Here is a 17,284-nt window from a genome sequence, read left to right on the forward strand (position 1 = left end):
CCTGTGCTCCCGTTCAGGGCCTCACGCTGAACGCGGCGAGCAGTCGATCCCGGAAGGCGTCCATGCGCCAGACCGGCGAGCCGTCGTCCGGGCGCAGACCCGCCGTCCAGCGCCAGTCGTCGATCGCCGCGAACACCGCCGGATCGCGGGCGATGACGCTGATCGGCACGTCGTGGGAAGCACCGGCGCCGCTCACGATCGCCGCGGGCTGGTGATCGCCGAGGACGATGACCACGAGGTTCGGATCGTCGACGTTCTCGAGGAACGAGAAGAGGGAGCCGAGCGAGTACTGCACCGACTGACCGTAGAAGCGCTGGACGGTCTTCGCGCTCTGCCAGACGGTGCCGGCGGAGCGGCTCTGACCCGGCTGCGGGTCGTAGACCGAGCCGTCGCCGATCTGTTCCCAGGGCACGAGCTGCGGCAACGGCGCCCACGGGGTGTGCGACGAGACCAAGTCGATCTCGGCCATGACGGGATCGTGCGAGCCCGTGAGTTCGGTGTCGGCGAAGTGCTTGAGCGTGAATTGGTCCGGGATCCGTGCGTACCCGAAGCCGGGGCCGCGATACCCGACATCCCGCGCGTCGATCAGGGAGTCGTAGCGATAGAAGGACGACCCGATGCTCCAGGTCTCGGAGTCCGAGGGCACGTCGGACACCGTCCGCCAACCGGCGTCGCCGAAGGCCCGGGTCAGCGAGAGGCGGTCGCTCGCGACGAGCTGGTCGTATGCCGACTGCGTGGGCGTCCACACGCCTGTCTGCAGCGTTCCGTGGGCGAGCCAGCTGAGCCCGCCGAAGGTGGGAGAGGTGAGCCAGGCGCTTCGTGCGGTGTACCCCTCGGCCGCGAGGGTGGCGTCCCCGGCGCGGAGCACGTCCGTCACGCCACGGGCGATCCCCGGACCCTCGAGCGCCACCCGGCCGTAGCTCTCCACGAATGCGATGACGACGTCCTTGCCCCGGAGTCCGGTGAGGAGCCGCTCGGACGGCACGTCCGAGAACGGATCCTCCGCGATGGCGCGCGCGACCGCCGCCTGGGCCGCGAGCACGCGCTCGGTGCGCGACACCGTCGTCTCGACGGAGCCGACCGACGCGGCGGCGGCGAGCGGGGCGGCGGCCGGCAGCGGCGCCCCGACGCCCGCGACCAGCCACACGATTGCGAGTCCTGCGATCACGCCCCGTCCCGCGGCATGCCTGCCCACCACGTCCGCGACGCACATGGCGGCCCAGGCCAGCAGCGTGACGCAGGCGATCATCGCGCACAGCAGGCCGATGAGGATCAGCTCGGCGAGGAAGGCGCCCACCGAGTCGACCACCACCCCGTAGGCCGATCCGAGCTGAGGCCAGTCCACGAGCACGAACGGCGTGCCGACGGTCGTTTGGAAGCCGCGGTCTATCCCGGCGAGCACGAGGGCTGCCGTGACGAACACGCCGAAGATCCCGGCGAGGACGCGACGCACGGCACGCCACGGCACGATCACGAGCAGCAGCACGATCAGCAGGGACTCCACAGGGATGCCGATGAGACCTCGCAGGCCCGTAACGGACCGGTCCGTTCCCAGGAGCCCTGGGGCCAGCGGCAGCACGATGAGCGCCGCCGTCGCGGCGACGATCGCCCCGAGGCCCCTCCCCCGCCGCGAGGACGCACCGAGGCGTGAGTCGGGCGGGATCCGGCTGCCGACGGCCGTGCTCATGGTCGTCCGGGAGAGGCTGCCGCGTCATCCGCGACGGCGGCAAGGTCCGGATCCGGCCGGACGTCGCAGCGATCCGACAGCGCGTAGCGCAACAGCACCACATCGCCGATCTGCCGGGTCTCCGCCAGACGTGCGCGACGCGAGGCCGTCCACGGGTATCGGCCCGCAGCCGCGGCCCGAGGCGCTCCCGGCTCGCCGACGAAGAACGGCGCGATCACGAGCTGCAGCTCGTCGACGAGATCCGCCTGGAGGAACTGCGTGAGCACGGACCCGCCTCCCTCGACCATGAGTCGGCGGACCGCGCGGCGCTCGCCGAGGTCGTCGAGCAGTGCGGCCATCGTGACCTGCGGGCCGAGGCCGACCACCGTCGCCCGCTCGCCGAGCCTCGCGCGCAATCCGCGCTCGCGCTCCGACGGGGTGTAGACGAGGCGCGGCACGTCTCCCGCCGCGAAGAAGGCGGCATCCGGTGAAAGTTCGCCCGACGCCGTCACGGTCACCTTCACCGGCGACGCAGCGCGCCCGGAGGACAGCCGGCGCTCGCGGCGTCCGGCGTCGCGCACGAGCAGCCGAGGATTGTCCCGGCGCACGGTCGACGCGCCCACCATGATCGCGTCGTTGCGAGAGCGCACCTCGTCGACACGGTCGAAGTCCGCCTCGTTCGACATCGCAAGGCGACGTGGCGCGGAGCCATCGAGGTACCCGTCGATCGACATCGCGCAGCTGAGCGTCACATACGGGCGCTCGCTCATGGCTTCCTCCTCCGTCCGATGAACAGCACGACCGCCCCGGGCATGACGCCGATGAGGGCCAGGACGCCGAACGCCGTGGAGGCGGACACGCCGGCGGACGCACCCAGACCGACGAGGGCGAAGGCGGCACCGGCGGCCGCCTCACGCGGCCCCCAGCCGCCGACGTTGAGGGGGATCGCGGACGCGGCGAGCACGACGAGTCCGACGGCCGCGATCCCGCCGCCGAGCGGCAGACCGACGGCGAGGGACGCCACGACGAAGAGCGCGACGTGCGACGCCACCACGACGACCGAAGCCAGGACGATCACCGACAGCGCCCCGAGGCGGGTCAGCACCGGGCGCAGCAGAGCGTACTCCCGCCGCAGCAATCGCCGCGGACGCGGCAGGAGCGCCGCAGACGCCACCACGACGGCGACCGCGACCACGACCGCTCCCGCGCACCAGACGAGCGGCGCGAGCGATGACCCGAATCCGAGTGGCAGCAGGATCGCGAGCGTCAGCACGACCTGGACGATCTGCCCGAGGATGCGCTCGGCGGCCACCGCGCGCGCCGCGACGCCGAGGCTGTCCTGGTCACGGCCGTGCACCCAGGCTCGATGCACGTCGCCGAGCACGCCCGCCGGAAGCACCGCGTTGAGGAACTGAGACCGGTAATACGCGGCGAACGCCGCGCGCGGGCTCAGCGTCAGCCCGTATCCGGTCGCGACGACCCGCCAGCGCCAGGCGGCGGCCGCGGTCGCGATCACCGCCAGCGTGAGGGCCGTCAGTACGGACAGCGGCGAGATCGCCGCGATCCCGCGCAGGAAGGGGCCGAGGCCGACGGCCAGCGCTGTAGCGACGAGGATCGCGATCCCGGCACCGACGCGGAGCGCGAGGCGGATCCTCCGATGGTCGTGCTCCTGCTCCGCTGCGGGCGGTGCGTGCTCGGCGACGCCGCGCGGCGCAGGACTCACCGCGGCCATGCGAGCACATCCTGGTGCGAGACCGTGACCCGCAGCGCTCCTTGGGCGAGCTGCGCCGCTCTGCGCGCGAGGTAGGCCTCGACATCGTCTGCGAGCTCGGGACGCTGCTCGACAGCCGCACCGACCCATCCGTCCAGCCAGGCGGCGATCAGAAGCGTATCCGCCGGGCCGAGATGCCACGGCGCCGGGGCCGTGCGGACGCGCCACCCGGCATCGGCGAACAGCCGCGCCAGGACCGGGGCAGCATCGGGCCCCAGGAGCCGGCGCCCTTCGGCGTCCCGCCTCTGGTGCGCATTGAAGGCGTCTCCGATCGCGGTGTCGAAGACATCAGGAGGATCCAGGACCACCACCCCCGTCACGGAGAGGCTGAACAATGCCGGAACGCCGGCTGCGATGCACGCTTCAGCGATGCGGGCCGCCTCCTCGTGGGTGATGACGTCGAGCAGGGCGGAGGCCGTCACGGCGGATGCACCATCGAACCCCCGCGGCGCCAGCGCCTCCAGCGCCTCGACGACGACGGTGACCCGGATCGGTCGCTCGGCGTCGTCGGTGACAGCGTCGAGGTCGAGATGGTCGAGTATCGCCGCATCCCCGTCGCGCAGCACCCACTCCTGCGGACCGGGCAACCGCGGCGCGAGCCACCGGGTCATGCCACCCGTGCCGGCTCCGAGGTCGTGCAGTACGACAGGCCCGAGCGGGAGCAGACGGGCGAGCAGGACGGCGAGCTCGGTCGAGCGCGCGGTCTCGTCCGCGCAGGAGCGCAGCGCGAGCCACGAAGGAGCGGCTGTCGAGAGGGAGCTCATGACGGCTCCAGCGCGCGGGACACGGCGGCCACCGTGCCGGTCCAGGTCGGAAGACCGGCACGCGCCGCGCGCGCCTCGGCACGGAGCCGCCGACGCAGCGCCGGATCCATCATCCACGCGTCGAGGGCGGCGGCGAGGGCGACGGGATCGTCGGGAGGGACGAGGACGGCCCCTCCTCCGGCCACGGTGTCGGGGATGCCGCCCACCTCCGCGGCCAGGACCGGCACGCCGTGGCCGCGGGCCTCGGCGATGGCCATGCCTGAACTCTCCACACGTGACGGCGCCACGAGCAGCGCGCTGCGACGATACTCGTCCGCGAGCTCGGGACCATCGAGGACCCCGGTGAGCACCACCCTGCCGGAGAACCGCTGCGCGGCGCGCGTCACAGAGGAGGCGAACGCCCCGTACGGCCTGGGGGATCCGACGATCCGGCACGTCCAGCTCCGTCCCGTCAGCCGGTCGAGCGCGGCGAGCAGTAGGTCCTGACCCTTGTGCGGCGCCACGACGCCGACGCAGAGGAGATCCAGAAGGGGCGGTTCCTTCCCTTCGACGGAGAACGACCGCTCCATCGGCGCATCGACTCCCGGCGGTGCGATCGTCACCTTTTCGGAGTCCACCAGCCCGCGACGTCGGAACTCCTCCGAGGTCCATCGGCTCGTCACGACGACGTGGTGGGCTGCGGTCAGGGCCCGGCGTTCTGCGGCGACCGTCGGCGCCGTCGCGTCCGGGAACGCAGCCGCGACCATATGTGCGAGGACCACGACCCGCGCCAGGGCCGCCGTCTCCCCGAGAGCCTCCGGCGCCCAGAGGGCGACGAGGCCGTCGACGAGCACCGTCGCTCCGCGCGGCACCGCGCGGAGCGCGGCTGTCGCACCCGACCCGTCCCTCACCTCGATGGTCGTGACGCGCCATCCGCAGGACCCGAGCCCGTCGCGAACGCGCCGGTCGTAGACGTTCCCGCCGCTCACCCGGGACGGATCGTCGATCCCCTCCGGGACGAGGAAGGTGAGAGGACGGCCGGTCACATCTTCACCTCATAGGACGCCCACGCGACATGCGACTCGTGCAGGGTCACGGCGATGCCCGTCAGCCGGGCATCGCCGAGAGCGCCATCGCGCACCCGCCCTGCGAGCCGGTCGCCGATGATCTGGCACAGCCGCTCGGTCGTGGTGTTGACGCCCTCGAGATCGGGCTCGTCGTCGAGGTTGCGATACGACAGCGCGCCGACGATCTCGCGCAGCGCATCCGATGCCCGCCCGATGTCCACGACGATGCCGTTCGGATCGAGCTCCGCGGCGCGGAACGAGGCATCGACGACGTAGGTCGCGCCGTGCAGCCGCTGCGCAGGACCGAAGACCTCGCCGCGGAGGCTGTGGGCGATCATCAAGTGGTCGCGGACGGTCACGGCGAAGGTCATTCGGTGCTCCAATCAATGGTCTGGCAGAGCTCTGCCGCGGTGCCTTCGGCGAGGCCCGCGGTCACCTCTGGCAGCTGTCGCCAGGATGCGGTCGCGCCGAGCAGGAAGTCGAACGCGGGGTCTTCCAGAAGCCGCAGGGCCAGGGTCAGCCGGTCCTGCGTCGTCCGCCGGCCGCGACGGTTCGCGGCGACCGCACCGACCTGACTCGACCGGATCCTCAGTCGGCGCGAGTGGAAATCCGCGCCGAGTTCGAGAGGCATCGGGCCGGCACGATACCAGCTCGCCACGACGACCTCGCCGTCCGTCGGCGCACTCCGCAGGGCGAACTGCAGACCGGCGCCGGATCCGCTGGCCTCGATCACCACGTCCGCCTCTTCGGGCGGATCCGCGGCGGCCGCGAACCGCGCTCCGAGCGCCTCGACGATGCGCTGCTTTGCGTGGTCGACGTCTACCACGGTGACCTCGGCCCCGGGGATCCCGCACGCCAGCCGAGCCAGCGCGCAGCCGATCATGCCTGCCCCGACGATCAGCACGCGGTCACCGATCACGGGAGCCGCATCCCAGAGCACGTTCACGGCGGTCTCCACCGCGCCCGCGAGCACCGCACGCCGCGCCGGCACGCCACTAGGGACGGGCACGAGGGCCCCGGCGGGCACGACGTACCGCGACTGGTGCGGGAGCAGCGCGAACACCGTCTGCCCGCGCAGCGCCACCGGTCCTTCCTCGACCACTCCGACACTGAGGTAGCCGTATTTGACCGGGAAGGGAAAGTCGCCGTCTTGGAAGGGCGCGCGCATCCGCTCGTGCTCCGAGGGAGGGACCATCCCGCGCGCGACCAGCGTTTCCGTGCCGCGGCTGATCCCGGTCCACAGGGTGCGCACCGAGGCCTCGTCGGGCCCCGGAGACCGCAGCGGCTCGCTGCGGAACTCACCGAGACCATGGCCCGTCGTCCACCACGCGGTCGCCGCCTCCGGGCGATCCGCGTGAACCTCGACCGCCCGCTGCGTCGTGTCACCCATGACTACCATGAAAGTAACACGGAGGCCGGATGCGAAAGGTTCAGTTCACGCCCTGGTTCTGGGTGGCCGCGGGAGTCCTCGCACTGCTCGCGGTCGGTGCTTCGACGGCGCTGTCCCCTGCAGGATGGGCCGCAGCGCTCGGCTATCTGATCGCGTCCTCCCTGCTGGTCTCACGCGGGCTCCGGCGCCGCGGCAGCACGCGCTTCGGCGCCGCCAACGCCGTCACCGCCACCCGGTCGATGCTCGTCGGAGTCGCGACGGGCCTCGTCGTGACGTCGCTCACGGGCAGGATCTCCCCCGCGCTCCTCGTGACGATCGTGGCTGTCGCACTCGCCCTCGACGGCGTCGACGGCTGGGTCGCGCGCCGCACCGGCAGCGTGAGCGAGCTCGGCGCCCGCTTCGACATGGAGGTCGACGCTTTCCTGCTGCTCGTGCTGTGCGTGTACGACGTGCGGTTCGTGGGCGGCTGGGTGCTCGCGATCGGTCTCATGCGATACGCATTCGTCGCCGCCGCGTGGGCGATGCCGTTCCTCGGGCGCACACTGCCGTACCGGTACTGGCGGAAGGTCGTCGCCGCGGTCTGCGGCATCGTGCTCGCCGTCATCGCAGCGCAGGTGCTGCCTCCGATCGCCGACGTCATCGCGGCGGCGGGAGCGCTCCTGCTGCTGCTCGAGTCGTTCGGGCGCGATGTGCTCTGGACGGTGCGGATGAACCGCACGGACGCGCACCTCGTGTCACTCCAGAAGGCCTCGGCTCGAGACGGAAGCAGGTAGCACGATGACGTCGACCAACACCCCGATGCTGCGGGTCATGCGGATCCTCAGCACGCTCGCCCTTCTCGCCACCGGCGGGATCCATCTCTTCCTCGTCTTCGCCGGGGTGGGCGGGGTCCTCGGCGTGCTGTTCGTGCTCAACGCCGTCGCGGCGCTCGTGCTCGCCGTCGGGATGGCCCTGCTCCGCGGCAGGCTCCTGCAGGCCGCGACGGTGCTTTCGCTGCTGTTCCTCATCGCGACGCTCGGCGCGCTGCTGCTCGCCCTCACCGTGGGGCTGTTCGGGATCACCGAGGTGTGGACCTTCACCCTCGTGCCCCAGACGGTCCTCGTGGAGTCGATCGGGATCGTCGTGCTCGCGGTGACGACCGTGCTCGTGCTGCGGAATGGATCGCCCGCGCGTCGCTGAATCGCGGGCTCAGCCTGCGATCACGCGACCCAGCCCGAGCCCGAGCCCGAGCGCACGGGATCCTGCCGGGTGCACGGGTTCTGTGCGCCAACAGGCCGTGGACCCGGCAGCAAGTCGTGCGCTCGTGGGTCAGGGCGGGGGCGACGACTCGTGGGGCGACGACTGCACGGGACCTTGCCGAATGCACGGAGTCCTCCCGGCGCCGAACCCGAGTGCACGGGATCCTGCCGAGCGCACGGGTTCTGTGCGCCAACAGGCCGTGCACCCGGCAGCAAGTCGTGCGCTCGCAGGTCAGGGCAGGGGCGACGACTCGTGGGGCGCCGGGTGCACAGGAACCTGCCGAACGCACCGGATCCTGCCGAACGCACGGGACCTCTGCGTCGCTAAGCCGTGCGCTCGGCACCAAGCCGTGCTCAGGCCGCCCTCAGGCGACCGCGGTCCAGCCGAACCGGCGCTCCAGCACGCTCGCCACCCGCTCGAAGCGGTCGCGGTCCAGGGCGGCCGCCTCACGGCGCACGCCCGAGACGTGCACGCTGTAGAGCTGGTCGATGTCGACCCAGCTCTCCCGGCCCTGGCCGTCCCAGGGGCCGGATCCGAGCGACAGGAAATCGCGGTCCCCGTCGTGCGACTTACTGGTGAGCTTGACCGCGTACACCCGCTCCGCCGACTGCGTGGCGATCACGAGCACGGGCCGGTCCTTGCCCCGGCCGTCCCGCTCGGCGTAGGGCACCCAGGTCCACACGATCTCACCCGCGTCCGGTGCGCCGTCGCGCTGCGGTGCGTATGCGACCCGCAGAGCGCGCACCGAGCGGGGATCCAGCTCGATGGTCTCCGTCGCGCCGCCATGGCCGGGCGTCGGCTCCAGCGTCGCAGTCCCGGCCGAGGAGTTCGGCTCCCCGCGACCGCCGGTCCCACGCGGAGAGGCCTGACGGGAGGACGAACTCGTGAAGGCCTTCGCGATCGCCGCCACGACGGCGGAGAGCGCGGACAGGATGCCGTTGCCATTGGTGGTCACAACGACACCCTATCCGCGCCTGTCCCGCATCCCCGCGGGTTTCAGGAGGTGAGCGCGTAGCCCTCCTCGCCGTGCACCACGAGGTCGACGCCGGCGATCTCGTCCTCACTGGTGACACGGAATCCGATGGTCTTCTCGATCGCGAATCCGATCGCGAGCGCGACGACGAAGGAGTAGATCAGCACCCCGCCCGACGCCAGCACCTGCACCACGAGCAGCCGGATGTCGCCGCCCGTGAACAGTCCCTGCCCCGTCGCGAAGAACCCGAGGTAGATGGTGCCGATGAAGCCGCCGACCAGGTGCAGGCCGACCACGTCGAGCGAGTCGTCGAAACCGAGGCGGAACTTCAGCTCGACCGCCAGGGCGCACACCGCGCCGGTCAGGGCGCCCAGCAGCAGCGCCCACCCCGGCGTCAGGTTGGCGCACGCCGGCGTGATGGCCACGAGACCCGCGACCGCTCCGCTGGCCGCTCCGATCGACGTGGCCTTGCCACCGCGGATCCGCTCCACGAGGATCCAGCCGAGGATGCCCGCAGCCGCCGCACCGAACGTGTTGATCGTGATGAGGCCGACGCCGTCCATGCCCTTCGTCGCCCACTGCGCGCCGGCGTTGAAGCCGAACCAGCCGAACCACAGCAGCGCTGCGCCGAGAAGAGTGAGCGGCACGTTGTGCGGCTTCTGGATCCCCTTCTGGAACCCGATCCGCTTGCCCAGCACCAGGGCCAGGGCGAAGGCGGCGGCGCCTGCGTTGATGTGCACGGCCGTGCCGCCGGCGTAGTCGATGAATTCGATGCCGCTGTCGGCGCCGAACAGCATCGCGCCGAGGTGCATGATCCAGCCGCCGCCCCAGACCCAGGCGGCGATCGGGAAGTAGCCGACCGTCGCGAAGACGCCGACGAAGATCAGCCACGGGCCGAACTTGGCCCGGTCCGCGATGGCGCCGGAGATCAGGGCGACCGTGATGATCGCGAAGGTGGCTCCGTAGCTGACCGTGAGCAGGGCCACGTTGGACCCCTTGCCGCTCGCGAGCGAGGCGAGGCCGAAGTCGGCGAACGGGTCTCCTGCGAACTGGGTGGGCGAGGTCACGCTCGCCATCGACGAGCCGAAGAGGATCCACAGCACGGCGACGAGTCCGATCGCGCCGAAGCTCATCATCATCATGCTGATGACGCTCTTCGCCTTGACGAGGCCGCCGTAGAAGAACGCCACCCCTGGCGTCATGAGCAGCACCAGCGCCGTCGCCGTCACTCCCCAGGAGATGTTCCCTGTTGCTTCCATGCTGTACGCCTCCACCTGATCGCGTCGTGCGTTTCAGTGTGGCGGCGCTGTGTTTCGCGGGGACGAGGCGGATGTTGCGGGGGTGTTACAGGATCCGCCGCTGTGTGAACAGCGTGTTTCGCGGTCGCACTCAGCCTGTGGTGGGACGTTCGGCGTGCGAAAGGGCGTTCAGGCGGGAGATGGCGCGCAGGTACTTCTTCCGATAGCCGCCGCCGAGCATCTCCTCGCTGAACACCTCGTCGAGGGGGCGACCCGTTGCGAGCACCGGGATCTGCGCGTCGTACGTCCGGTCCACGAAGGCGACGAACCGCAGCGCCTCCGACTGATCGGTGAGCTGCCGCACGTCGCGGATCCCCAACGCCTCGACGCCGGCGATGAGGCGGATGTAGCGGGACGGGTGCACCTGCGCGAGGTGCTTGATGATGTCGTCGAACGCGTCGTCCGAGATGCGATGGGATGCGCTCAACGCCGCGATCTGCTCGGCGTAGTCCTCGGCGGGCAGCGCGACGGCGTGCCCGTCCAGCGCGCGCTGGCGGAAGTCGACGCCGTCGATGCGGATCGTCTCGAAGCTGTCCGACATCGCGTGGATCTCCCGGAGGAAGTCCTGCGCGGCGAACCGCCCCTCGCCCAGCGCGTTCGGCGGCGTGTTGGAGGTGGCGGCGAGCTTGGTGCCGCTACCGACGAGCTCGCCGAGCATCCGCGTCATCACCATGGTGTCGCCCGGATCGTCCAGCTCGAACTCGTCGATGCACAGCAGATCGGAGCCGCGGAGCAGGTCGACGGTGTTGCGATAGCCGACCGCGCCGACGAGAGCCGTGTACTCGATGAAGGATCCGAAGTACTTCCGCCGTGCGGGCATCGCGTGATAGATCGAGGCGAGGAGGTGGGTCTTGCCCACGCCGAAACCACCGTCGAGGTAGACGCCGGGCTTCGTCTCGGGAGACTTCGGCGCGCGTCGGAACAGGCCGCCGCGCTTGACCTGCTGCGCACCCGTGGCGAACGCCATGAGACGCTGCTTGGTCTCCTCCTGGGAGGGGTACTCCGGATCCGAGCGGTAGGTGTCGAACGTCGCGCCGTCGAACTGCGGCGGCGGCACGAGACCCGTCAGCAGTTCGGTGCCGGTCATCTGCGGCTGGCGGTCGATGAGGTGGACGACGCCGGAGGTGGCGGCCTGATCGGTCATTCGGATCCTGTGTCGAAGTCTTACCCGGCGGGTGCGCAGGGGCGCATGGGGTTCTAGTCTCGAAGAGACGGATCAACCCTACGCCGTCGCCGTCACCGGTTTCGCCGCGCGTCATCGCGCGCGACGCGCCGTTCACGGACATCGTCGCCCTGCATCGCCACCTCCGAGGGAGCCCTCCCGTGACCGTCGACTTCGACACCACGTCCGCATCGTTCGCCGAGTACGCCGAGCCCGGCCGTCTCGTCAGCACCGACTGGCTCGCCGCACACCTGGGCGAACCAGGCCTGGTCGTGGTGGAGTCCGACGAGGACGTGCTGCTCTACGAGACCGGCCACATCCCCGGCGCGGTGAAGGTCGACTGGCACACCGAGCTCAACGACCCGGTCGTGCGCGACTACGTGGATGGCGCTGGCTTCTCGGCGCTCCTCAGCCGCAAGGGCATCTCCCGCGACGACACCGTCGTCATCTACGGCGACAAGAACAACTGGTGGGCCGCCTATGCGCTCTGGGTGTTCTCGCTCTTCGGCCACGAGGACGTGCGTCTGCTCGACGGCGGGCGCGATCGCTGGATCTCCGAGGGCCGCGAGATCACGACCGCTCTTCCGGAGCGCGCCGCCAGCGCGTACCCCGTCGTCGAGCGCGACGACTCGGTGCTGCGGGCCTACAAGGACGACGTTCTCGCGCATCTCGGCAACCCCCTCATCGACGTGCGCTCGCCCGAGGAGTACAACGGCTCGCGCACGTCGGCGCCCGCCTATCCCGAGGAAGGCGCACTGCGCGCCGGCCACATCCCCACCGCGCAGAACGTGSCGTGGGCCAAGGCGGTCGCCGAGGACGGCGGATTCAAGCCCCGCACCGAACTGGAGACGATCTACCTCGACGGCGCGGGACTCAAGGCCGGCGACGACGTCGTGGCCTACTGCCGCATCGGCGAGCGCTCCGCGCACACGTGGTTCGTGCTGAAGCACCTGCTCGGCTTCGAGAACGTGCGCAACTACGACGGCTCCTGGACCGAGTGGGGCAGCGCCGTGCGCGTCCCGATCGTCACGGGCGAGGAGCCCGGAACGCTCTGACGTGGGAGAATGGCGGGGATGTCCGACACCCCCGCCTTCGTCCTCCCCGACTCCCTCGCCGAGATCAGGGACGAGTTCCTCGAGCTTCCCGAATCCGACCGGCTGCAGCTCCTCCTGGAGTTCTCGAACGAGCTGCCCGCCGTCTCCGACGAGGTCGCCACGCACCCCGAGATGACCGAGCGCGTGGCTGAGTGCCAGTCCCCGGTGTACATCTATCTCGAGCTGACGGATGGGGCGGTGACGATGCACGCCACCGCGCCCGCGGAGGCGCCCACCACCCGCGGCTTCGCGAGCATCCTCGCGCAGGGTATCGCCGGCCTCAGCCCGGAGGCCGTGCTCGCGATCCCGGACGACTTCCCCCAGTCCATCGGACTGACCAGGGTCGTCTCCCCGCTGCGCATCTCCGGCATGACCGGCATGCTCATGCGCGCCAAGCGTCAGGTGCGCGCTCGCCTCGCCGTAGCCTGACCGTCACGCGCCAGAGCGCTCGGACGGGAGTGCTTCAGTCCGAGGATCCGTCCTCTGCGAAGCCGTGCTCATCGAGCCAGTCGGTGATCGCGTCGGTCCAGCGGTTCTGGTCGTAGTTCCACAGTTTCGTGTGGCGCGCGCCGGTGAACGGCGGCATGGTCACCAGATCCGGCCGCGCCTGGGCCAGCGCGTGGGAGGCGTCCGAGGGCACGAAGCCGTCGTCATCGCTGTGCATCAGCAGAATGGGCACGTCCAGTTCGGCGGAGCGGGCGACCATGTCCAGGGCGTCGAAGGCGATCGCCTCATCCGCGCCGCTGAGCCGCGCCGACCATGGCTGCTCCAGAGCGTCCATCGCGAGCCGCGGAAGAGGATCCGGCAGCTTCTTCGCCTTCGCCTGGAAGCGGAGCACCATGCGCCAGTCCACGACCGGCGAGTCCAGGATCATGCCGACGACCGCTCCGCCGTGGTCCGAGGTCACCAGCGTCTGCAGCGCGATCGCGCCGCCCATCGACCACCCCATGAACAGGATCCGCTCCGCGCCATGACGCAGCGCGTACGCGATCGCGGCGTCGACGTCGCGCCACTCCGTCGCCCCGAGTCCGTAGGAACCGGGGCGCGTGCGCGGCCCCTCCCCGTCGTTGCGGTACGACGTGACGAGCACCGGCAGCCCCGCGGCGTGCAGCACGGGGACGGCGCGCAGGCACTCGGAACGGGTGGCGCCACGGCCGTGCACCTGGATCACCCAGGTCGTCGACTCCGCCGGGAACAGCCACGCCGGGCACGGCCCGGCCGGCGTCCCGATCAGCACAGACTCGTATGGCAGGTGCAGCTCGCCCGGTGCGAGGTAGTAGTAGCCGCTGAAGCCGGCCCTGCGTCCCACTTCCGCACCGGGATCGATCTGGGTCAGGAGCTTGCGGCGCACGCTGCGCGCGTCCGCGTGCAGCACCGCGCCGAGCTTCACGTAGCCGGGGGTGCCCTCGACGTACAGGCCGTAACGCCCAGGAAGTTCGGTGTCCGGTGTGCGCGCGAGCTCGATCGTCTGCGCCCCCGTGTCGACGGCCAGCACGTCGGTGTCGTTCTTGCGCGGAACCGGCGTGATCACCTCGCGTGCGACGCGCAGCACCAGGGCTCCGCCGATCGCCGCGCCGAGAGCCGCGGCGCCTGCCAGCGCGATCGCGCCGATCGTCGCGGCGTGCCTGAGACTCTTCATCGCCTCCTGACTCTAGTCTGTCGGCGTGAGCGCTCTTCCCGGACCCGACGGCGTCTTCGCGCATGCCGCCGAGCAGCTGCGGGCGCTGCGATTCCGCGATGACATCGTGGTGCACGAGATTCCGGCGCCGTCCGGTCTCGCCCCCGAAGCTCTGGCCCTCGCGGCCGACGTGCGCCCCGACGAGAACGGCGACTCCCTCTACGGCACCGGAAGGTTCGTGCTGCTGCACGATCCTTCCGAGCCGGATGCCTGGGGCGGACCGTGGCGCATCGTCGCCTTCGCACAGGCGCCGCTCGAGCCCGAGATCGGCACCGATCCGCTGCTCGCCGATGTAGCGTGGTCTTGGCTGATCGACGCGCTCGGCTCGCGCGGCGCGACGCATCACTCCGCATCCGGAACCTCGACCAAGACCCTCTCCAGGGGATTCGGGGGCCTTGCTGCAGAAGGAGACGGCGCGCAGATCGAACTCCGTGCGTCGTGGTCGCCGACCGGTCCCCTCACCCCGCATGCCGAGGCATGGGCGGAGTTGGTCGGAATGCTGGCGGGACTGCCGCCGGGCTCAGAGGACATCGCCGTGTTCGGCGCCAGGAGAACCATCCGTGACTGACTACGTCGTCATCGACAACGACGAGGACTTCGTCGCAGCGGCCGAGACGCTCGCCGTAGGGCAGGGACCCGTCGCCGTCGACGTGGAACGAGCCTCCGGCTTCCGCTACTCGCAACGCGCCTATCTCGTGCAGGCCTTCCGCCGCGACGCCGGCGCGTTCCTGTTCGATCCGATCTCGATCAGCTCGTTCGTCCCCTTGCAGGAGGCGATCGGCGCCGAGGAGTGGGTCTTCCACGCCGCCAGCCAGGATCTGCCGTCGCTGCACGAGTTGGGCCTGGAGCCCGCGAGCGTGTTCGACACCGAGCTCGCGGCGCGTCTGCTCGGTTACGAGCGCGTCGGCCTCGCCGCCGTCGTCGAGCGCGCCCTCGGCATCGTGCTGGCCAAGGAGCATTCCGCCGCCGACTGGTCGACCCGACCGCTGCCGAACTCCTGGCTCGAATACGCCGAGCTCGACGTCCTGCATCTGGTCGACGTGCGCGACTTCATCGCGGCGGAGCTCGAGGCGGCCCACAAGACCGCCTTCGCGGCCGAGGAGTTCGAGGCCACTCGAGTACGCCTGCCCAAACCTCCGCGCGAGGAGCCGTGGCGGCGCCTGAGCGGTCTGCACCAGGTGCGCGGTGCGAAGAACCTCGCTGTCGCCCGCGAGCTGTGGGAGGCCCGCGAGGAGTTCGCCCGCGAATCCGATGTCTCCCCCGGTCGTCTCGTGCCGGACCGCGCCCTCATCGCCGCCGTGCAGGCGAACCCGCAGAACAAGGGCGCGCTCGCCGCCGTGTCGGCGTTCACAGGCCGTGCCAGCCGGAGCCAGCTGGACCGGTGGTGGGCCGCGATCGAGCGAGGCAGAGAGCGCACGGATCTGCCCCGCGAGCGCGTGCCCAGCGACGCACCGCCGCCGCCCCGCGCCTGGTCCGATCGCAACCCCGAAGCCGACGCCCGCCTCAAGGCCGCCCGCGCCGTGATCGAAGCTCATGCCGAGGAGCTCGGCATGCCCACGGAGAACCTGCTCACCCCCGACACGCTGCGCCGAATCGCCTGGGAGCCGCCCACCGAGATCAACGCGGCCACGATCGGATCCGCTCTCGCCACGCGCGACGCCAGAGCCTGGCAGATTGAGGAAACCGCACAGCGAATCGCGGATGCTTTTGTGGAAGCCGCGCAAACGACGGACGAGGCACCCGGAACCGCTTCGTAGGTTCAGCCCAACCGATTCCTCCACGGAACCCCCACCGCTCCTAGGCTGAGGGCACATCCCCGAAATGCACGGACCGAGGTGACACTCGGTCTCACGAATTCGGGAACCGCGTTCCTCGGAACGTGCGAAACTGTAAGTCCGGCGCGCAGCTGCACGCCGGCGATCATCCGTTCCGCGCAGCGGTCCGGATATTGGAGGCCCTGTCCGCACAGCGGACCGGACATTGGAGGCAGAGTGGCCGAGATCTCGGACGTCTTCTTCGTCGATGGAGTGCGAACCCCCTTCGGGCGCGCCGGCGAGAAGGGCATGTACTGGAACACCCGCGCGGACGACCTGGCCGTCAAGGCCACGATCGGCCTGATGGAGCGGAACGCGAACGTCCCGCTGGACCGGATCGACGACGTCGCGATCGCGGCGACGTCGCAGACGGGTGACCAGGGCCTCACCCTCGGTCGCTCGGTAGCGATCCTCGCCGGCCTCCCGCAGACGGTGCCCGGCCTGGCTGTTGAGCGCATGTGCGCCGGTGCCATGACCAGCGTCACCACGATGGGCGCGTCGATCGGTGTCGGCATGTACGACTTCGCCCTCGCCGGCGGCGTCGAGCACATGGGCCACCACCCCATCGGCGGCAACGCCGACCCCAACCCGCGTTTCGTCGCGGAGAGGATGGTCGACCCCGGCGCCCTGAACATGGGCGTCACCGCGGAACGCATCTTCGACCGCTTCCCGCATCTCACCAAGGAGCGCTCTGATCGCTTCGGCATGCTGAGCCAGCACAAGGTGCAGGCCGCGTACGACGCCGGCAAGATCCAGCCCGACCTCGTGCCGGTCGCGACCAAGGGCGCCGACGGCGCCTGGGGCCTCGCCTCCGAGGACGAGGGCCGTCGCCCGCAGACCACGATGGAGGATCTGGCGGCTCTGAAGACCCCGTTCCGTCCGCACGGCCGCGTCACGGCGGGCACCTCCTCGCCGCTGACCGACGGCGCGACCATGTCGCTGCTGGCAGGCGGCGGCGCGGTCAAGGAGCTCGGGCTCGCCCCGAAGATGCGCATGGTGTCGTTCGCGTTCGCCGGCGTGCAGCCGGAGATCATGGGCATCGGTCCGATCCCGTCCACCGAGAAGGCGCTCAAGAAGGCCGGCCTCACGATCTCCGACATCGGCCTGTTCGAGCTGAATGAGGCGTTCGCGATCCAGGTCATCTCGCTGCTCGACCACTTCGGCATCGCCGACGACGACCCCCGGGTCAACCAGTGGGGCGGCGCGATCGCGCTCGGGCACCCGCTCGCCGCCAGTGGCGTGCGCCTGATGATCCAGCTCGCGGCGCAGTTCGCCGAGCGCCCGGACGTCCGCTACGGTCTCACCGCGATGTGCGTGGGCCTGGGCCAGGGCGGCTCGGTCATCTGGGAGAACCCGCATTTCGATGGCAAGAAGAGGAAGTAAGTCACG

18 protein-coding genes are annotated in these 17,284 nt (G+C 70.7%); 7 read left to right on the plus strand and 11 right to left on the minus strand.

Annotated elements, in window-relative coordinates; genetic code table 11:
• Positions 1–13: 13 nt before the first annotated feature.
• From AC1DG4_RS05555 to AC1DG4_RS05585, 7 genes are read right to left on the minus strand one after another with little or no spacing between them, the layout of a single operon-like run.
• Positions 14–1,687, minus strand: coding sequence for an alkaline phosphatase family protein (locus AC1DG4_RS05555; RefSeq protein WP_477381693.1), 1,674 nt, complete (start codon positions 1,685–1,687; stop codon positions 14–16).
• Positions 1,684–2,436: a RibD family protein gene (locus AC1DG4_RS05560; RefSeq protein WP_477381691.1), complete on the minus strand. Its 753-nt coding sequence runs from the start codon at positions 2,434–2,436 to the stop codon at positions 1,684–1,686. Before AC1DG4_RS05560 ends, AC1DG4_RS05555 begins: the two co-directional genes overlap by 4 nt.
• On the minus strand, positions 2,433–3,398 hold the full coding sequence (locus tag AC1DG4_RS05565; protein WP_477381689.1) for a lysylphosphatidylglycerol synthase domain-containing protein: 966 nt from the start codon (positions 3,396–3,398) through the stop codon (positions 2,433–2,435). Before AC1DG4_RS05565 ends, AC1DG4_RS05560 begins: the two co-directional genes overlap by 4 nt.
• On the minus strand, positions 3,386–4,201 hold the full coding sequence (locus tag AC1DG4_RS05570) for an SAM-dependent methyltransferase (protein WP_477381687.1): 816 nt from the start codon (positions 4,199–4,201) through the stop codon (positions 3,386–3,388). The genes AC1DG4_RS05565 and AC1DG4_RS05570 overlap by 13 nt, the downstream gene beginning before the upstream one ends.
• The gene (locus AC1DG4_RS05575; RefSeq protein WP_477381685.1) at positions 4,198–5,226 is read right to left on the minus strand and encodes a glycosyltransferase family 4 protein; all 1,029 of its coding nucleotides are present in this window, start codon (positions 5,224–5,226) and stop codon (positions 4,198–4,200) included. The genes AC1DG4_RS05570 and AC1DG4_RS05575 overlap by 4 nt, the downstream gene beginning before the upstream one ends.
• Positions 5,223–5,618, minus strand: a complete 396-nt coding sequence (locus AC1DG4_RS05580) for a 6-pyruvoyl trahydropterin synthase family protein (protein WP_477381683.1) — start codon at positions 5,616–5,618, stop codon at positions 5,223–5,225. The genes AC1DG4_RS05575 and AC1DG4_RS05580 overlap by 4 nt, the downstream gene beginning before the upstream one ends.
• Positions 5,615–6,637 (minus strand): zinc-dependent alcohol dehydrogenase, encoded by a 1,023-nt coding sequence (locus AC1DG4_RS05585; RefSeq protein ID WP_477381681.1) that lies wholly within the window; start codon positions 6,635–6,637, stop codon positions 5,615–5,617. The genes AC1DG4_RS05580 and AC1DG4_RS05585 overlap by 4 nt, the downstream gene beginning before the upstream one ends.
• 29 nt (positions 6,638–6,666) lie before the next feature.
• On the opposite strand from AC1DG4_RS05585, the gene AC1DG4_RS05590 reads away from it, so the two are divergent.
• Both AC1DG4_RS05590 and AC1DG4_RS05595 read left to right on the plus strand, forming a co-directional pair.
• A complete protein-coding gene (locus AC1DG4_RS05590) occupies positions 6,667–7,410 on the plus strand; it encodes a CDP-alcohol phosphatidyltransferase family protein (protein ID WP_477381679.1) in 744 nt (247 codons plus the stop codon).
• A gap of 4 nt (positions 7,411–7,414) precedes the next feature.
• A complete protein-coding gene (locus AC1DG4_RS05595) occupies positions 7,415–7,816 on the plus strand; it encodes a hypothetical protein (protein ID WP_477381677.1) in 402 nt (133 codons plus the stop codon).
• A 424-nt stretch (positions 7,817–8,240) separates the two neighbouring features.
• Here the strand turns inward: AC1DG4_RS05595 and AC1DG4_RS05600 are convergent, their stop codons facing one another.
• The 3 genes from AC1DG4_RS05600 to zapE form a co-directional block, all read right to left on the minus strand.
• Positions 8,241–8,831 (minus strand): type II toxin-antitoxin system PemK/MazF family toxin, encoded by a 591-nt coding sequence (locus tag AC1DG4_RS05600; RefSeq protein WP_477381675.1) that lies wholly within the window; start codon positions 8,829–8,831, stop codon positions 8,241–8,243.
• Positions 8,832–8,872: 41 nt separating this feature from the next.
• Positions 8,873–10,108, minus strand: coding sequence for an ammonium transporter (locus AC1DG4_RS05605; RefSeq protein ID WP_477381673.1), 1,236 nt, complete (start codon positions 10,106–10,108; stop codon positions 8,873–8,875).
• Between the two features lie 130 nt (positions 10,109–10,238).
• Positions 10,239–11,291, minus strand: coding sequence for a cell division protein ZapE (gene zapE, locus AC1DG4_RS05610; RefSeq protein ID WP_477381671.1), 1,053 nt, complete (start codon positions 11,289–11,291; stop codon positions 10,239–10,241).
• A 179-nt stretch (positions 11,292–11,470) separates the two neighbouring features.
• Here zapE and AC1DG4_RS05615 point away from each other — a divergent pair, with 179 nt between their 5' ends.
• Both AC1DG4_RS05615 and AC1DG4_RS05620 read left to right on the plus strand, forming a co-directional pair.
• On the plus strand, positions 11,471–12,364 hold the full coding sequence (locus AC1DG4_RS05615) for a sulfurtransferase (protein WP_477421118.1): 894 nt from the start codon (positions 11,471–11,473) through the stop codon (positions 12,362–12,364).
• Between the two features lie 18 nt (positions 12,365–12,382).
• Positions 12,383–12,832, plus strand: coding sequence for a SufE family protein (locus AC1DG4_RS05620; protein WP_477381668.1), 450 nt, complete (start codon positions 12,383–12,385; stop codon positions 12,830–12,832).
• 34 nt (positions 12,833–12,866) lie between these two features.
• Here AC1DG4_RS05620 and AC1DG4_RS05625 read toward each other — a convergent pair whose 3' ends face one another.
• Positions 12,867–14,042, minus strand: a complete 1,176-nt coding sequence (locus tag AC1DG4_RS05625; protein ID WP_477381666.1) for an alpha/beta hydrolase family protein — start codon at positions 14,040–14,042, stop codon at positions 12,867–12,869.
• Between the two features lie 25 nt (positions 14,043–14,067).
• Between AC1DG4_RS05625 and AC1DG4_RS05630 the strand changes: the two genes are divergently transcribed.
• The 3 genes from AC1DG4_RS05630 to AC1DG4_RS05640 all read left to right on the plus strand — a co-directional run bounded on the left by AC1DG4_RS05630 (position 14,068) and on the right by AC1DG4_RS05640 (position 17,278).
• Positions 14,068–14,649, plus strand: a complete 582-nt coding sequence (locus AC1DG4_RS05630) for a DUF3000 domain-containing protein (protein WP_477381664.1) — start codon at positions 14,068–14,070, stop codon at positions 14,647–14,649.
• Entirely contained in the window at positions 14,642–15,838 is a 1,197-nt protein-coding gene (locus AC1DG4_RS05635) for a ribonuclease D (RefSeq protein WP_477381663.1), read from the plus strand. The genes AC1DG4_RS05630 and AC1DG4_RS05635 overlap by 8 nt, the downstream gene beginning before the upstream one ends.
• 234 nt (positions 15,839–16,072) lie before the next feature.
• Positions 16,073–17,278, plus strand: a complete 1,206-nt coding sequence (locus AC1DG4_RS05640; RefSeq protein WP_477381661.1) for a thiolase family protein — start codon at positions 16,073–16,075, stop codon at positions 17,276–17,278.
• Positions 17,279–17,284 lie beyond the last annotated feature (6 nt).

The sequence above is a fragment of the Microbacterium sp. 05N427 genome (assembly GCF_056397105.1).

What these genes read in the sequence shown, in the direction of transcription:
- AC1DG4_RS05560 (WP_477381691.1), bottom strand. Translation starts at nt 2,436, where the DNA reads ATGAGCGAGCGCCCGTATGTGACGCTCAGCTGCGCGATGTCGATCGAC.
- zapE (WP_477381671.1), bottom strand. Translation starts at nt 11,291, where the DNA reads ATGACCGATCAGGCCGCCACCTCCGGCGTCGTCCACCTCATCGACCGC.
- AC1DG4_RS05590 (WP_477381679.1), top strand. Translation starts at nt 6,667, where the DNA reads ATGCGAAAGGTTCAGTTCACGCCCTGGTTCTGGGTGGCCGCGGGAGTC.
- AC1DG4_RS05625 (WP_477381666.1), bottom strand. Translation starts at nt 14,042, where the DNA reads ATGAAGAGTCTCAGGCACGCCGCGACGATCGGCGCGATCGCGCTGGCA.
- AC1DG4_RS05555 (WP_477381693.1), bottom strand. Translation starts at nt 1,687, where the DNA reads ATGAGCACGGCCGTCGGCAGCCGGATCCCGCCCGACTCACGCCTCGGT.
- AC1DG4_RS05620 (WP_477381668.1), top strand. Translation starts at nt 12,383, where the DNA reads ATGTCCGACACCCCCGCCTTCGTCCTCCCCGACTCCCTCGCCGAGATC.
- AC1DG4_RS05565 (WP_477381689.1), bottom strand. Translation starts at nt 3,398, where the DNA reads ATGGCCGCGGTGAGTCCTGCGCCGCGCGGCGTCGCCGAGCACGCACCG.
- AC1DG4_RS05605 (WP_477381673.1), bottom strand. Translation starts at nt 10,108, where the DNA reads ATGGAAGCAACAGGGAACATCTCCTGGGGAGTGACGGCGACGGCGCTG.
- AC1DG4_RS05570 (WP_477381687.1), bottom strand. Translation starts at nt 4,201, where the DNA reads ATGAGCTCCCTCTCGACAGCCGCTCCTTCGTGGCTCGCGCTGCGCTCC.
- AC1DG4_RS05595 (WP_477381677.1), top strand. Translation starts at nt 7,415, where the DNA reads ATGACGTCGACCAACACCCCGATGCTGCGGGTCATGCGGATCCTCAGC.
- AC1DG4_RS05580 (WP_477381683.1), bottom strand. Translation starts at nt 5,618, where the DNA reads ATGACCTTCGCCGTGACCGTCCGCGACCACTTGATGATCGCCCACAGC.
- AC1DG4_RS05585 (WP_477381681.1), bottom strand. Translation starts at nt 6,637, where the DNA reads ATGGGTGACACGACGCAGCGGGCGGTCGAGGTTCACGCGGATCGCCCG.